This window comes from Aeromonas veronii (genome assembly GCA_041319085.1).
GTDB classification, from domain to species: Bacteria; Pseudomonadota; Gammaproteobacteria; order Enterobacterales; family Aeromonadaceae; genus Aeromonas; species Aeromonas veronii_F.
Map to the genome: position 1 here is coordinate 1,746,104 of CP101033.1, position 15,044 is coordinate 1,761,147.

A 15,044-nucleotide genomic window follows, 5' to 3' on the forward strand; every position below is an offset into this window, starting at 1 on the left:
CTGCGCCAGTCAAAGGCGAGTGGCGTGACGCTGGGTGGTCAATACAGATGAGCAATCTCTTGTTGGATTTCTCATCGGACCGTTTTTCCATGGCGGTATCCGTGATACTGAACGGTCAATACAGATGAGTAACTTGTCGCTGGATTTCTCATCGGACTTTCGTCCGCTGGCGGCCCGGATGCGGCCGCAAAACCTCGATCAGTATATCGGTCAGCAACATATCCTGGCGGCTGACAAGCCCTTGCGTAAAGCCATTCTGGCGGGGCACTGTCACTCGATGATCCTGTGGGGGCCACCCGGTACTGGCAAGACTACGCTGGCGGAGCTGATGGCGCATTATTGCCAGGCGGAGGTGGAGCGGCTCTCTGCGGTCACCTCCGGCATCAAGGAGATCCGCGCCGCCATCGACAAGGCGAAGGAGAACAGCTGGCGCGGGGTGCGTACCATCCTGTTTGTGGATGAGGTGCACCGCTTCAACAAGAGCCAGCAGGATGTGTTCCTCCCTCACATCGAAGATGGCACCATCACCTTTATCGGTGCCACCACTGAAAACCCCTCGTTCGAACTCAACAACGCACTGCTCTCCCGAGCCAGGGTCTATCTGCTCAAGCGGCTGGAAGAGAGCGACATCCTCGCCATGATCGATCAGGCGATGACCGATCCCCGTGGTCTCAATGATCCGGCGCTCACCTTCGCCCCCGGCATCAAAGAGGCGCTGGCCAAGGCGGTGGATGGGGACGGGCGCAAATCCCTCAACTATCTGGAGCTGTTGGCCGACATGGCCGAAACCGACAGTGCAGGGGCGCGGGTGATCGACAGTGCCCTGCTCGCCGCCGTGGTGGGAGAGCATGTGGCCCGCTTCGACAAGGGGGGCGATCACTTCTATGACCTCATCTCGGCGGTGCACAAATCCATTCGCGGTTCGGCGCCGGATGCAGCGCTCTACTGGTATGCCCGCATGGTGAGCGCCGGTTGCGATCCGCTCTATATTGCCCGTCGCCTGTTGGCGATTGCCTCGGAAGATGTGGGCAATGCCGATCCTCGCGCCATGCAGGTCGCCCTGTCGGCCTGGGATTGCTTCCATCGGATCGGCCCGGCGGAAGGGGAGCGGGCCATCGCGCAGGCGATCGTCTATCTCGCCTGCGCCCCGAAAAGCAATGCAGTCTATACCGCCTGGAAGGCAGCGCTCCATGATGCCAAACACCTCCCTGACTTCGAGGTGCCGGTGCACCTGCGCAATGCACCGACCAAACTGATGAGCGATCTGGGCTATGGCGCAGAGTATCGCTATGCCCATGACGAGCCGGGCGCCTATGCCGCAGGCGAGCAGTATTTCCCGCCCGAGCTTGCCGGCAAGCAGTACTACCAACCCACCGATCGCGGCCTTGAAAAGCAGATCGGCCAGAAGCTCGATTATCTCCATGAGCTGGACCGGCAGAGTCCGCAGCAACGGGGTAAATAGATCCTTGGTTACCCCGCATGGCTGAAAATTGGTCAGGCGTTTGAATATGCAGGACGGTTTGCGTGCCAAAGTCGGTCAAAACGACACAAATAGTCCCTGTTCGGGCGGGGGGGCGGTCTGCTACACTGCCCGTCTGACCCCGCTTGTCTTGGCCTTGCGCCATCTTCTTGATCTCGAAGGCCTGATTGTTAAGGCCCGATTCTGAAGACGATTGGGGTGCGCCAACCGATGTTAACTTCCGGATCTGTTTTCCAGCCCGTCATGATGACTCAGGCCCAGATCCCATTTTAAAATAGTAGGTAAACCATGCTGGATCCCAAATATCTGCGCAGCGATATCATCGATGCTGCCGCTCGTCTGGCGACACGTGGCTACGTTCTGGACGTAGCGGCTGTCAACGCTCTGGAAGAGAAACGCAAGGATCTGCAGTCCCGTACCCAGGAGCTGCAGGCCGAGCGCAACGCCCGCTCCAAATCCATCGGTGAAGCTGCCCGTCGTGGTGAAGATGTTGCCCCGCTCAAGGCCATCGTTTCCAAGATCAACGACGAGCTGGAAACCAGCAAGGTCGAGCTGGATGCCCTGCTGGCCCAGCTGAAAGCCATTGCCGACGCCATCCCCAACCTGCCGAGCGAGACTACTCCGGTGGGTCGTGACGAGAACGACAACGTGGAAGTGCGCCGCTGGGGTACCCCGCGTCAGTTCAGCTTCCCTGTGCGTGATCACATCGATCTGGGTGAAGCGGCCAAGGGCGTTGACTTCAAGAATGGCGTCAAGCTTTCCGGTGCCCGTTTCGTGGTGATGAAGGGGCAGATTGCCCGCCTGCACCGCGCGCTGGCCCAGTTCATGCTGGATCTGCACACCCTGCAGCACGGTTACACCGAGTGCTACGTGCCCTATCTCGTCAACCCGGATAGCCTCTACGGCACCGGCCAGTTGCCCAAGTTCTCTCAGGATCTGTTTAATACCGGGATTGAGGGCGAAGGGGAAGATGAAGGCAAGATGCGCAAGTTCTCCCTGATCCCGACCTCTGAAGTGCCGCTCACCAACATGGCCCGTGACGAGATCTTTGACGCGCAAGAGCTGCCGATCAAGATGACCGCTCACAGCCCCTGCTTCCGCTCTGAAGCCGGTTCCTACGGTCGTGATACCCGTGGTCTCATCCGTATGCACCAGTTCGACAAGGTTGAAATGGTTCAGCTGGTTCACCCGGAGCAATCCTGGGAAGCGCTGGAAGAGATGGTGGGTCACGCCGAGAAGGTGCTGCAACTGCTGGAGCTGCCGTATCGCGTGATGGCGCTCTCTACCGGTGATATGGGCTTCTGCGCCGCCAAGACCTACGATCTGGAAGTGTGGCTGCCGGCCCAGAACACCTACCGCGAGATCTCCTCTGTCTCCAACTGTACCGACTTCCAGGCGCGCCGCATGCAGGCTCGCGTGCGCATCGACGGCAAGCCGCAGCTACTGCACACCCTGAACGGTTCAGGTCTGGCGGTGGGTCGTACCCTGGTTGCCGTGATTGAGAACTACCAGCAGGAAGATGGCCGCATCGCCATCCCGGCTGCGCTGCAATCCTACATGGGTGGCCTGACCCACATAGGGTAAGCGGTCGTTGCAGACGACAACGCCATGGCATTGCCATGGCGTTGTGCATTCTGGCGCCGGTCAACCGTGTTAGTACTGAAAAAATTCGGCTTTTCGGCGCCGCGTTGAACAGTTAACACATTTTTATCAAGCAATGCGCAATCGTTTTTGTTAGACTGCGCCGCAATTTCGCAGGACATCTTTTTCTATGGTCTGGATTGATTACGCCATCATTGGCATCGTCGGTTTTTCTGCTCTCATCAGCCTGGTGCGCGGCTTCGTCAAGGAGGCCATGTCTCTTGTCACCTGGTTTATCGCCTTCTTTATTGCCAGCCATTTTTATCCCGATCTCGCCGTCTATTTCACCTCGTTCTCCGATGCGCTGGTGCGCAACGGTCTGGCCATCGCCGCGCTGTTTGTGGCGACCCTGATCCTCGGCAGCGTGGTCAACTATGTAGTGGGCCTGTTGGTGGACAAGACGGGTCTCTCCGGTACCGATCGGGTGCTGGGGGTCTGCTTCGGTGCAATTCGCGGGGTGCTGATCGTCAGTGCCCTGCTTTTTTTCATGGATACCTTCACCAGCCTCTCCCAGAGCGACTGGTGGGTGGCGTCCAAGCTGGTGCCGGAGTTCAAGCCGGTGATCCAGTGGTTTTTCGGGTTCATGTTGAACTCATCCAGTTTTCTTAAACAGGTATAGTGACTTCGAGGTAGCAAAGACATGTGTGGTATTGTCGGTATAGTTGGCACCACCCCCGTCAATCAGGCCCTCTACGACGCCTTGACGGTGTTGCAGCACAGGGGACAGGATGCCGCCGGGATCGTGACCATTGATAGTGGAAACTTCCGGCAACGCAAGGCCAATGGCCTGGTGAAGGACGTGTTTGAAGTGCGCCACATGCAGCGTCTGCAAGGGAACATCGGCATAGGTCATGTCAGATATCCCACCGCAGGCAGCTCAAGTGCCGCTGAAGCCCAACCTTTTTATGTGAACTCTCCCTACGGCATGGTGTTGGCCCATAACGGCAACCTCACCAACGCCAAGGAGCTCAAGGAGCAGCAGTTCAAGGTCGCCCGCCGCCACATCAACACCACCTCCGACTCGGAAGTGTTGCTGAACGTGCTGGCCCATGAGCTGGACCGCTGTGACAAGATGGCCCTGCGCCCCGAAGATATCTTCGCCGCGGTGCGCAGAACCCATCAGCAGATCCGCGGCGCTTATGCGGTGGTCTCGCTGGTGATTGGTCATGGCCTCATCGGCTTTCGTGATCCCAACGGCATTCGCCCGCTGATCCTCGGTCGTCGTCAGGACGAGCAGGGCCAGGTGGAGTACATGCTCGCCTCCGAGAGCGTGGCGCTCGACGCCATCGGGTTCGAGACGGTGCGGGATATTGCGCCGGGTGAAGCCATCTACATCACCGAGCAGGGCCAGCTCTTCTCCGAGCAGTGTGCACAGAACCCGCAGATGAGCTCCTGTATCTTCGAATATGTCTACTTCGCCCGTCCCGATTCGTGCATCGACAAGGTCTCGGTCTACGCTGCCCGTCTCAACATGGGTCGCAAGCTGGGTCAGAAGATTGCTCGCGAGTGGGAAGATCTCGACGTCGATGTGGTTATCCCCATCCCCGAGACCTCCTGTGACGTGGCGCTGGAGATCGCTCACACCCTCGACCTGCCATACCGTCAGGGTTTCGTGAAGAACCGCTACATCGGTCGTACCTTCATCATGCCGGGCCAGACCCAGCGCAAGAAGTCGGTGCGCCGCAAGCTCAACGCCATCGGCTCCGAGTTCAAGGGCAAGAAGGTGTTGCTGGTGGATGACAGCATAGTGCGCGGTACCACGTCCGAGCAGATCATCCAGATGGCCCGTGAAGCGGGGGCAGCCAAGGTCTACTTCGCTTCGGCAGCGCCAGAAATTCGCTTCCCCAACGTCTATGGCATCGACATGCCCACCGCCAACGAGCTGATTGCCCACGGTCGCGAAGTGGAAGAGGTGTGCAAGCTGATTGGTGCTGATGGCCTGATTTTCCAGGATCTGGAAGATCTGGAAGCGGCAGTGCGGGAGATCAACCCGGATCTGCGTCACTTCGAGACCTCGGTCTTCAATGGCCACTACGTCACCTCCGATGTGGACCAGTCCTATCTGGATCACCTCAACGCCCTGCGCAACGATGACACCAAAGCGGTGCGTGAATGGCAGGAAGGCACCAGCAATCTGGAAATTTTTAACGAAGGCAGTTAAACGTTTGCGGTTTTGCTGGATGGGATAGCGAGATGGGGGCCAGTGGCCCCCATTGTCGTTTCTACCCCGTACGGGTAGAAGGGGGAGGGGATATCTGTTTGAAAAACATCCGTTTATCTTGCCGGATATGGGCATGGCCAGCGGGATCCGCTAGCATAGGCGGCAACATATATGACCGATACGCTTTTAATCGGCGTGTTTAACAAACGAGAGTTTAGATGGATGATCTGCTAGCCCCAGTGCGCCAGTTTTTGCAGTGCGAGACCCCGGATGAGTGGGTAGAGATGGCGCGGGATCCGGCCCGTTTACCGACCCTGCTCATCGATCATGCCAACTGTGAGACCAAGGCCGCACTCACCGCCCACAGCCTGGTGCGCCGCTACTGCCTGCCCAAGGGCAAGCGCCATCTGCTGCCCAAGCTGGAGTTCTATCGCGAGCTGGATGCCATTCCGGAGAAGGCCGAGATCCTGGGCAAACGCAGCATGGGGGAGTCTGATCGCACTGTCTTTGCCGAGCTGGAGCGCAATCCGCTGCTGTTTCCCATGGTGCGACTCATTCAGGAGGAGCTGCATCACTTCGAGCAGGTGCTGGAGATCATGCAGGCCCGCGGCATCGAGTACGGGCCGGTGACGGCCTCCCGCTATGCCCGGCAATTGATGCAGCATGTGCGCACCCATGAACCGGCCACCATAGTCGACAAGATGATCATCGGCGCCTACATCGAGGCCCGCTCTTGCGAGCGCTTTGCCAAGCTGGCGCCCCATCTGGATGAAGAGCTGAGCCGCTTCTATGTCTCTTTGCTGCGCTCCGAGGCGCGCCACTATCAGGATTACCTGAGCCTGGCCGAGCAGTACGCAGGGGAGGATATCAGCGAGCGGGTGGCCTTCTTTGGCAAGCTGGAAGCCGAGCTAATCTGCTCGTCTGATCCGCAGTTCCGGTTCCATAGCGGCCTGCCTGTCACATCTGACAGTTGTTGACGCACGGGGGGCAAACTACTATTGCCCTGTTCCTACTACGAGCGACAAGTAGTTACTTTTGAGCGCAATTCCCGGCCCCGAGCCGGGATCTTTTTTTCTGCCCTACGTCCTTCCTGTATTTGGCGCTCTATGCTGAATCCCTGGCTATTTTTGCGTCTGTCCCTTGCGATGAAATCCTGTTCGATCAGCCGGTTATTGTGGCGATAAAGTGCTCATTCAGCTGGCCCACCCTTGTAGAAACGGGCGAAACCGTGTACTTTTTTGCCTTCGCAAGATTTGAATAACCAATCAATAGGAGCGTGTATGCGCATTGTTCTGTTGGGGGCTCCGGGCGCCGGCAAGGGTACCCAGGCTCAGTTCATCATGGAAAAACACGGTATTCCCCAGATCTCCACCGGCGACATGCTGCGTGCGGCGATCAAAGCGGGCACCGAGCTCGGTCTGAAAGCCAAAGCTGTGATGGACGCAGGTCAGCTGGTCTCTGACGACATCATCATCGGTCTGGTGAAAGAGCGCATCGCTCAGCCGGATTGCGCCAAAGGCTTCCTGTTGGACGGTTTCCCGCGCACCATTCCCCAGGCGCAAGCCATGAAGGACGCCGGTGTTGTGGTTGATTTCGTGCTGGAGTTTGCTGTGCCGGACGAAGAGATCGTCAAGCGCATGAGCGGCCGTCGCGTTCACTCCGGCTCCGGTCGTACCTACCACGTGGTGTTCAACCCGCCGAAAGTGGAAGGCAAGGATGACGTGACCGGTGAAGATCTGGTGATCCGCGCCGACGACGAAGAGACCACAGTACGCAAGCGTCTGGATGTATATCATCAGCAGACCGCGCCGCTGATCGGTTTCTACGGCAAAGAGGCGGAAGCGGGCCACACCCGTTACGTCAAGATCGACGGCACCCAGCCGGTTGATCAGGTTAGCAAGCAGCTTGCCACCATTCTGGGCTGATCTTTGCTGCCGGCACAGTTTCCCGTGCCATCAGATAAATAAAGAGAAGGGCCCTGCGGGGCCCTTTTTGCATAATGACAGAGAGACAGGAAGCCAACGTGACCACGAAAACCGGAATATTGCTGGTCAATCTGGGTACCCCAGCCGCACCGACCACCGCTGCCGTCAAAGCGTTCCTCAGCCAGTTCCTGCACGATCCCCGTGTGGTGGACCTGCCCCGTTACCTCTGGTGCCCGCTGCTCCACTTCATCATCTTGCCGACGCGCTCGCCCAAAGTGGCCAAGCTCTATCAGCAGGTGTGGACCGAGCAGGGCTCGCCGCTGATGGTGATAAGCCAACAGCAGCGCGCCGCGCTGGAGCAGGAGCTCAAGCGGGAGGGGGTCGAGGTGCCGGTGGAGCTGGCGATGACCTATGGTTCCCCGTCAGTGAATGATGGCTGGCAGGCGCTCAAGGCCAAAGGGGTCAACCGGGTGATCCTGTTGCCGCTCTATCCGCAATATTCGGTCAGTACCACCGCCTCGGTCTTCGATGCCTGGGGCAAGGCGATGAAGAGAGAACGCAATCTGCCGGTGGTAAGGCTCATTCGTGACTATCACGCCCATCCCGAATACATTCAGGCGCTGGCCATGAGCGTGCGCCGTCACTGGGAGCAGCACGGCCAGGGTGATCACCTGCTGATGTCGTTTCACGGTATTCCCGAGCGCTATGAGAATGAAGGGGATCCCTATGGTCACCAGTGTCGCCATACCGCCAGCTTGCTGGTCGAAGCGCTCGGGCTGGAGGCCGGGCAGTGGACGGCCAGCTTCCAGTCCCGCTTTGGCAAGGAGGAGTGGCTCAAGCCCTACACCGACGTGACCATTGCTGGACTGCCGGCAGCGGGCATCAAGCGGCTCGATGTGATTTGCCCCGCCTTTGCCGCCGACTGCCTCGAAACCCTCGAGGAGATCCAGGTGCAGAACCGGGAGATCTTCATGGAGGCCGGTGGTGAGCGCTTTGAATATATTCCGGCCCTCAACAGCGATCAGGCCCACATCAGGATGATGGTCTCGCTCATTTGCCGCGAACTGGCGTGAGCGGGCCGCAGGTTTTCAGACAACAAGGAGTTGTGTCATGGTACATATCACGTTGATTTACGCAGGCCTGCTGGGACTGCTGTTTCTTGGGCTCTCTTACTGGGTGGTGAGGCATCGGATCCAGTTCAAGGTGATGATAGGGCAGGGAGAAGCACCGCAGATGTTGGCGGCCATTCGGGCTCACGGCAACTTCGCCGAGTATGTGCCGCTGACCCTGTTGCTGATGGCGCTGTGCGAGCTATCCGGTGTCGGTGCGCTCTGGCTGCATGCCGGTGGTGCCATGCTGCTGGTCGGCCGTATCCTCCATGCCATCGGCATCCAGATCCCGAAAGCCCCCAATGTGCCCCGTTTTCTGGGAACCTTGATGTTCTGGCTCGCCCTCGGACTTTTCTCGGTGCTGGCCCTGTTGCAGGGCGTAGCGGCAGTCTGAAAACCGGCGTATTTTTGTGTTTAAGAACCTCACCAGCGGTGGTGTGAGAGGATGGCGGGAGTGATCCCGCCTCTTACTCAATACAAGGTACGAGCTCAGGTTTGGTCGTGGCCCAGCTCATGGGGGGGGAAGTCACCGCGATCGAGAATGTGCAGCCAGGCGTCCACCACTGCTTCATCCAGCTTGGAGCCCCGCATTTGGATTATCTGCTCCCGGGCCTGCGCAATGCCGAGGGCGGCGCGATAGGGGCGATCCGAGGACTTGACATCCTCCCCCACCTTCGCGCTTCGCGTTTCAGGAGGGGGATTCCCATTACTGGGTGGTGACTGCTCGCGCAGTACCGGATTCCTGCTTCATCGGGCGGCCTGATTGCACCGCTCCTCCACAGACTAAAACGGCGTGTCCCGCCGCTAAAATTGAGGCGGTGTGGTGGAGCCATGGTGAAGTAAATGGAAAACCGGCAGCCAAGGCTGCCGGTTTTGTGGGTAATGATGGGTAACGACGGTAAAAGTTACTGCAATACCACGTGCTGGAATCCTTGTACCAGGCTGATGACCGGCTGGGGATAGAGCCCCAGCAACACCACCAGCGCTGCAGAGAGCAGTACCACCACACCACCGGAGGAGAGCGCCCAGTCGGCGCTGGCATCCCGCTGCTGCATACCCGGTTCGCGCAGATAGAGGGTCACCATCACCTTGAGGTAGTAGTAGAGACCCAGTGCGCTGCCGAGCACGATGGCGCCGGAGAGCCACCAGAGCTGGGCCTCGACAGTGACGCCGATGAGGTAGAACTTGCCGATAAAGCCGAGGGTCATCGGGATGCCCGCGAGAGACAACATCATCACCGTCAGTACGGCAGTCAGATAGGGGCGCTTCCAGAACAGGCCGCGATAGCTGTGCAGGGAGTCTGCATCCTTGCCGCGATAGGGGCTCGACATCATGCTCACCACCCCAAAGGCACCCAGGCTGGTGAAGAGATACATCAGCAGGTAGACCCCGGCTGCTTCCACCGGCATCTGGCCGAATCGGCTCGCCACGATCACCGCCAGCAGGTAACCGAAGTGGGAGATGGAGGAGTAACCCAGCATCCGTTTGACGTTGGTCTGCACCAGCGCCAGCAGGTTGCCGACCAGGATGGAGATGACCGCCATGGCGGCCAGCAGCCAGTGGATCATGGGATCGCTCGCCGCCGGTACCGCCAGATAGAAGCGCAGCAGCACGGCAAAGACCGCCACCTTGCTCACGGTGGCGAGGAAGGTGGCGACCGGGGCCGGGGCTCCTTCGTAGACATCCGGGGTCCAGAGGTGGAAGGGGGCGAGCGACAATTTAAAGGCAAAGCCGACCAGCATTAGTCCCAAACCGCCCATCAGCAGCGGATGGTGAGCCGGGCTCTGGGCCAGGGTCTGCCCCAGGGCGGCAAAGCTCAGGCTGCCTGCCTGCGCATAGAGCAGCGCCATGCCAAACAGCAGGAAGGCGGTGGCGGCGGCAGAGAGCACCATGTATTTCACCGCTGCTTCCAGCGAGTGGCGCTCGCGGTAGGCGTAACCCACCAGACCAAACATCGGCAGGGTCAGCATCTCGATCCCGATAAAGAGAGAGGCGAGGTGACGGGAGCAGGCCAGCACCAGACCACCGGCAGTGGCGATCAGCAGCAGCAGGAAGAACTCCTCCCGGTTATCCGGATAGGCTTTCAGCCACGACTGGCCAAAGGTGCAGGTGGCCAGCGCGCCGATCAGTACCAGTCCCATATAGAAGACGGCGTAACTGTCGACTTGCAGCAGCGGGGTGACCCCCTGATCCCCCTGCGCCATCACGATGGGCAGCGAGAACAGCGCCAGGTTGAGGCCAACAATGGTCACGGTAAAGGCGGTGGTGACACAGCGGCGCCAGGCGATGGCCAGCATCAGGGCCGCCATGGCCCCGGTGGTCAACAGCAGGGGAAGCAGTGCCAGCAGTTGGGAAGCGGAGAAAGTCATTGCAGGGCTCCAGCAGTCGGCAGCAGATACCAGTGCAGCACGTTGATGAGGCTGCTGCTGGCGGTATCAATCACGGGTTGGGGATAGAGGCCAAGCAGAACCAGCAGGCCCGCGATCACCATCATCATGGTCAGCTCGCGGCGATCCAGCCCCTTGAGCACGCTCTCATCCTTGGCGGGGCCAAAGCAGGCGCGCTGCAACATGATGAGGGAGTAGACCGAGGCCAGCACCAGACCGAAGGTGGCGACTACCGTGATGACAGGGGCAACCTGGAAGCTGCCGATGAGGATCAGGAACTCGCCGACGAAGTTGCCGGTGCCCGGCATGCCGAGTGACGCCACCGAGAAGAACAGCATCACACCGGGCAGGTAGCGCAGACGACCCCACAGCCCGCCCATCAGGCGCAGGTCCCGGGTGTGCAGACGCTCGTAGAGCTGACCGCAGAGGATGAAGAGGCCGGCGGCGGAGAGGCCGTGGGCGATCATTTGCACCACGGCGCCCTGCAGCGCCAGCTCGCTGCCGGAGTAGATGGCGATCATCACAAAGCCCATGTGGGAGATGCTGGTGTAGGCCACCAGCCGCTTGATGTCGGTCTGAGCAAAGGCCACGATGGCGCCATAGACGATGCCGATGAGACCCAGCACCATGGCGTAGGGGGCAAACTCGGCGGACGCTTCGGGGAAGAGCGGCAGGGCGAAGCGCAGCAGACCGTAGGCGGCGGTTTTGAGCAAAATACCTGCCAAATCCACCGAGCCTGCGGTCGGCGCCTGACTGTGGGCATCCGGCAGCCAGCCGTGCAGCGGCACCAGCGGCATCTTGACCGCAAAGGCGATAAAGAAGCCCAGCATCAGCAGCCACTGAACGCCCTTGCTCATCGGGGTATTGAGCAGCTCCAGATAGTTGAAGGTGAAGACTCCGGTAGCATGCTGGTGGGTCAGTACCAGCCCGATGATGGCCACCAGCATGATAAGGCCACTCACCTGGGTGTAGATGAAGAACTTGGTTGCGGCGTTGATCCGTGATTTGCCGTCAGTGACCGAGTGGCCCCAGAGCGCAATCAGGAAGTACATGGGAACCAGCATCATCTCCCAGAAGAAGAAGAAGAGGAACAGGTCCAGCGCCATGAAGACACCGAGCACGCCGCCCAGGATCCAGAGCAGGTTGAGGTGGAAGAAGCCGATGCGTTGCACGATCTCTTTCCACGAACAGAGGATGGCCAGCACCCCGATAAAGCAGGTGAGGATCACCATCAAGAGCGACAGGCCATCCACCGCCAGATGCAAAGAGATGCCGAAGCGGGGGATCCACGGCAGGCGCCACTCGGCGGCCCAGGCGGAGGCAGCACCAGAGACGCCCGCGCTGTCGAGGCCCGTATTGTCGAGACCCATAGTGGCAAGCGAGAAATCACCACTTAGCCAGATGGCACAGGAGAGCAGCAGGCTGGCGCTCATGGAGAGCAGGGCAACCCAGCGGACAAACTGCCCGCCTAGACGCTCCATCTGCCAGCAGAGCAAGCCGCCGATAAAAGGAATTAGCAAGATCCAGAGTAAGGTCACGGTATCAGCTCTCGTTCAAGTTCATATGAGATTGCGCTCCCTGTTCCATCAGGGAGAACAAACAGCCTGGCTGTATGATTGTCCGGTTGTTCATCGCGTTACCCCAGCAGCAACAGCGCCAGCACCAGCACGGCGCCGATCCCCATGGAGGCGGCATACCAGCGCAACTTGCCGGTCACGGTCCAGGCCAGCAGCTGGTTGCCACGCAGGGCAAGCCAGGCGGGCAGGCCCATCATCCAGTCCAGCGGGTCGCGGGCCAGCAGCCGGGTGGCCAGCAGATAGGGTTTGACCCACAGCTGGTCATACAGCCAGTCAAAGCCCCAGGCGTTGAACCAGAGGGTGCTGAGCAGACGGCCCGGCGCGCTGTTGGCAATGGAGGTGGCCAGACGGCGCTCACCAAGGAACAGAAATGCGGCCAGCGCGATGCCAGCAATGGCGATGAGGCCGGAGGTGATTTCCAGCGCATGACGACCCTCTTCGACATGATCACCCGGGCCTGCGGGCAGTACCCCAGCCAGTGGCGGGGTGATCAGCGCGCCGATGCCGGTAGAAAGCACCAGCAGCACCAGCAGCGGCAGGTGGTGAGCCAGACCGTGGCCCGCATGGGCTTTGGTCTGCTCTTTGCCATGGAAGGCGATAAAGATCAGCCGGAAGGTATAGAGCGAGGTGAGGAATGCCCCTACCAGACCGGCCCACAGCAGGGCGCTTTGGCCCGAGGCTGCTACTTGCCACAGGATGGCGTCTTTACTGTAGAAACCGGCGGTCACCAGCGGCAGTGCGGCCAGGGCCGAGCCCCCCACCAGGAAGCAGGCATAGACCAGCGGCAGGCTCTTGCGCAGGCCCCCCATTTTGAAGATGTTCTGCTCGTGGTGGGTCGCGACGATAACGGCACCGGCGGAGAGGAACAGCAGCGCCTTGAAGAAGGCGTGGGTCATCAGGTGGAAGATGGCCCCTTCCCATGCGCCGACACCGAGAGCCAGGAACATGTAGCCAATCTGGCTCATGGTGGAGTAGGCGAGGATCCGCTTGATATCGGTCTGAACCAGCGCGGCAAAACCTGCCAGCACCAGGGTGATGGCGCCAACCAGCCCGACCAGATGGAGGATCTCTGGCGCGAGCAGGAACAGGCCGTGGGTACGGGCAATCAGGTAGACACCGGCGGTCACCATGGTGGCGGCGTGGATCAGCGCTGAGACCGGGGTCGGGCCTGCCATCGCATCCGCCAGCCAGGTTTGCAGCGGCAGCTGTGCCGATTTGCCGACCGCGCCGCCCAAGAGCATCAGGCAGGCCAGCGACAGGGCAGGGGAGCCCTCGGCAAACAGGGTCGGGGCACGCACCAGCAGCTCGTGAATATTGAGGGTGCCCAGTTCCCGATAGAGGATAAACAGGCCGATGGCGAGGAAGACATCACCCACCCGGGTCACGACAAATGCCTTGAGGGCCGCCGCTCCGTTGTTGCGATCCTTGTAGTAGAAGCCGATCAGCAGATAGCTGCACAGTCCTACCCCTTCCCAGCCGAGGTAGACAAACAGCAGGTCATCGGCCAGCACCAGAAACAGCATGCTGGCGATAAAGAGGTTGGTGTAGGTAAAGAAGCGGGAGTAGCCCTCTTCCCCACGCATATACCAGGAGGCGAACAGGTGGATAAAGAAACCCACCCCGGTCACCACCCCCAGCATGGTCAGCGACAGGCCATCCAGTGCCAGCGAGAAGCTCGGGGTAAAGTTGCCCACCGCGATCCATTGCCACAGGCGCTGGATATAGACGCCCCCCTCGGGCGGGTTGCCCAGAAAGTCGATGCCGACCCACAGGGTGGTGAGGGCCGACAGGCCAATGGAGCCTACCCCGATCAGCGCCGAGGTACGCTCGCCAAACCGGCCGAGGGAGAAGGCCAGCACCAGCCATCCCAGCAGCGGAAATAGAAAAGTCAGATATAAGAGGCTCATCCGCGCATCTCGCTCAAAGTGTCCACGTTCAGGGTGTGGTAACGACGATAGAGCAGCAGTAACAGGGCGAGGCCGATACTGGCCTCTGCTGCCGCCAGAGAAATCACCAGGATATACATGATCTGGCCATCGGCCTGGGCCCAGCGGCTACCCGCCACCACAAACGCCAATGCCGAGGCATTCATCATGATCTCGATACTCATCAGGATGTAGAGCAGGTTGCGGCGGATCAGCAGACCGCACAAGCCGATACAGAAGAGCACTGCGGCCAGCAGGAGGCCGTGCTCCATGGGGATTCCATTCATTGCTGACCTCCTTCTTGTGCAGAGTGGGATGCGGTGCGGGGTACCGAGAGCACTTCACCGCTCTTCTCTTCCCGACCCAGGTGATAGGCGGTCACCAGACCCGCCAGCAGCAGGATGGAGGCGAGCTCTACCGCCAGCACATAGGGGCCAAAGAGCTCGACACCCACCTGCTTGGCGGTCACCTCGGTCACTCCGATCAGGCCCCCGGTCACCCCGAGAATGCCGTGGGCCAAAAAGCCCAGCAGGATCAGCGAGAGCAGGGCAGGCCCCCCCCAGGTCATGGGGGTGAGCCACTTTTTCTCTTGCGCCTGGGCACTCCCCAGGTTCAGCATCATCACCACGAACACGAACAGCACCATGATGGCGCCGGCGTAGACGATCACCTGCAGGGCGCCCGCAAAGGCGGCACCCAGGCAGAAGAAGATCATGGCCACGGCGATGAGGGAGATGATGAGATTGAGCAGCGCATGCATGGGATTGCTGGTGCTGATCACCCGCAGCGTGCTGTAAATGGCCACCAGGGCCGAGGCATAAAATGCCAGTTCCATGATT

14 protein-coding genes are annotated in these 15,044 nt (G+C 60.0%); 8 read left to right on the forward strand and 6 right to left on the reverse strand.

The genetic code is table 11. The annotated features are described in order from the left end of the window. Nucleotides 1-124: 124 nt before the first annotated feature. The 8 genes from NMD14_08410 (at nucleotide 125) to NMD14_08445 (ending at nucleotide 8,710) form a co-directional block, all read left to right on the forward strand. Entirely contained in the window at nucleotides 125-1,462 is a 1,338-nt protein-coding gene (locus NMD14_08410; protein ID XEI34387.1) for a replication-associated recombination protein A, read from the forward strand. Nucleotides 1,463-1,768: 306 nt separating this feature from the next. Further along, nucleotides 1,769-3,064 carry a serine--tRNA ligase gene (gene serS / locus NMD14_08415; GenBank protein ID XEI34388.1) on the forward strand — a complete coding sequence of 432 codons (1,296 nt, stop codon included), beginning with the start codon at nucleotides 1,769-1,771 and terminating at the stop codon, nucleotides 3,062-3,064. A 187-nt stretch (nucleotides 3,065-3,251) separates the two neighbouring features. Continuing rightward, complete coding sequence (locus NMD14_08420; protein ID XEI34389.1) at nucleotides 3,252-3,740, forward strand: CvpA family protein; 489 nt, start codon at nucleotides 3,252-3,254, stop codon at nucleotides 3,738-3,740. Nucleotides 3,741-3,761: 21 nt separating this feature from the next. Then, nucleotides 3,762-5,282 carry an amidophosphoribosyltransferase gene (gene purF, locus NMD14_08425; GenBank protein XEI34390.1) on the forward strand — a complete coding sequence of 507 codons (1,521 nt, stop codon included), beginning with the start codon at nucleotides 3,762-3,764 and terminating at the stop codon, nucleotides 5,280-5,282. A 218-nt stretch (nucleotides 5,283-5,500) separates the two neighbouring features. Next, entirely contained in the window at nucleotides 5,501-6,259 is a 759-nt protein-coding gene (locus NMD14_08430) for a tRNA isopentenyl-2-thiomethyl-A-37 hydroxylase MiaE (GenBank protein XEI34391.1), read from the forward strand. A 303-nt stretch (nucleotides 6,260-6,562) separates the two neighbouring features. Beyond that, a complete protein-coding gene (gene adk, locus NMD14_08435; GenBank protein XEI34392.1) occupies nucleotides 6,563-7,207 on the forward strand; it encodes an adenylate kinase in 645 nt (214 codons plus the stop codon). 98 nt (nucleotides 7,208-7,305) lie between these two features. Next, nucleotides 7,306-8,280, forward strand: a complete 975-nt coding sequence (gene hemH / locus NMD14_08440; protein ID XEI34393.1) for a ferrochelatase — start codon at nucleotides 7,306-7,308, stop codon at nucleotides 8,278-8,280. Nucleotides 8,281-8,317: 37 nt separating this feature from the next. After that, entirely contained in the window at nucleotides 8,318-8,710 is a 393-nt protein-coding gene (locus tag NMD14_08445; protein XEI34394.1) for an MAPEG family protein, read from the forward strand. A gap of 95 nt (nucleotides 8,711-8,805) precedes the next feature. Here the strand turns inward: NMD14_08445 and NMD14_08450 are convergent, their stop codons facing one another. The 6 genes from NMD14_08450 to nuoJ all read right to left on the reverse strand — a co-directional run bounded on the left by NMD14_08450 (nucleotide 8,806) and on the right by nuoJ (nucleotide 15,040). Further along, a complete protein-coding gene (locus tag NMD14_08450) occupies nucleotides 8,806-8,988 on the reverse strand; it encodes a hypothetical protein (GenBank protein ID XEI34395.1) in 183 nt (60 codons plus the stop codon). Nucleotides 8,989-9,221: 233 nt separating this feature from the next. Next, nucleotides 9,222-10,685, reverse strand: a complete 1,464-nt coding sequence (nuoN, locus tag NMD14_08455; GenBank protein XEI34396.1) for an NADH-quinone oxidoreductase subunit NuoN — start codon at nucleotides 10,683-10,685, stop codon at nucleotides 9,222-9,224. Continuing rightward, nucleotides 10,682-12,241, reverse strand: coding sequence for an NADH-quinone oxidoreductase subunit M (gene nuoM, locus NMD14_08460; protein XEI34397.1), 1,560 nt, complete (start codon nucleotides 12,239-12,241; stop codon nucleotides 10,682-10,684). Before nuoM ends, nuoN begins: the two co-directional genes overlap by 4 nt. A 98-nt stretch (nucleotides 12,242-12,339) precedes the next feature. Beyond that, complete coding sequence (gene nuoL, locus NMD14_08465) at nucleotides 12,340-14,187, reverse strand: NADH-quinone oxidoreductase subunit L (GenBank protein ID XEI34398.1); 1,848 nt, start codon at nucleotides 14,185-14,187, stop codon at nucleotides 12,340-12,342. Beyond that, nucleotides 14,184-14,492, reverse strand: coding sequence for an NADH-quinone oxidoreductase subunit NuoK (nuoK, locus tag NMD14_08470; GenBank protein XEI34399.1), 309 nt, complete (start codon nucleotides 14,490-14,492; stop codon nucleotides 14,184-14,186). Before nuoK ends, nuoL begins: the two co-directional genes overlap by 4 nt. Then, entirely contained in the window at nucleotides 14,489-15,040 is a 552-nt protein-coding gene (gene nuoJ / locus NMD14_08475) for an NADH-quinone oxidoreductase subunit J (protein XEI34400.1), read from the reverse strand. Before nuoJ ends, nuoK begins: the two co-directional genes overlap by 4 nt. Between the last annotated feature and the right edge of the window lie 4 nt (nucleotides 15,041-15,044).

What these genes read in the sequence shown, in the direction of transcription:
- NMD14_08445 (XEI34394.1), top strand. Translation starts at nt 8,318, where the DNA reads ATGGTACATATCACGTTGATTTACGCAGGCCTGCTGGGACTGCTGTTT.
- nuoL (XEI34398.1), bottom strand. Translation starts at nt 14,187, where the DNA reads ATGAGCCTCTTATATCTGACTTTTCTATTTCCGCTGCTGGGATGGCTG.
- purF (XEI34390.1), top strand. Translation starts at nt 3,762, where the DNA reads ATGTGTGGTATTGTCGGTATAGTTGGCACCACCCCCGTCAATCAGGCC.
- NMD14_08430 (XEI34391.1), top strand. Translation starts at nt 5,501, where the DNA reads ATGGATGATCTGCTAGCCCCAGTGCGCCAGTTTTTGCAGTGCGAGACC.
- nuoK (XEI34399.1), bottom strand. Translation starts at nt 14,492, where the DNA reads ATGAATGGAATCCCCATGGAGCACGGCCTCCTGCTGGCCGCAGTGCTC.
- adk (XEI34392.1), top strand. Translation starts at nt 6,563, where the DNA reads ATGCGCATTGTTCTGTTGGGGGCTCCGGGCGCCGGCAAGGGTACCCAG.
- nuoN (XEI34396.1), bottom strand. Translation starts at nt 10,685, where the DNA reads ATGACTTTCTCCGCTTCCCAACTGCTGGCACTGCTTCCCCTGCTGTTG.
- NMD14_08410 (XEI34387.1), top strand. Translation starts at nt 125, where the DNA reads ATGAGTAACTTGTCGCTGGATTTCTCATCGGACTTTCGTCCGCTGGCG.
- nuoJ (XEI34400.1), bottom strand. Translation starts at nt 15,040, where the DNA reads ATGGAACTGGCATTTTATGCCTCGGCCCTGGTGGCCATTTACAGCACG.
- serS (XEI34388.1), top strand. Translation starts at nt 1,769, where the DNA reads ATGCTGGATCCCAAATATCTGCGCAGCGATATCATCGATGCTGCCGCT.
- NMD14_08420 (XEI34389.1), top strand. Translation starts at nt 3,252, where the DNA reads ATGGTCTGGATTGATTACGCCATCATTGGCATCGTCGGTTTTTCTGCT.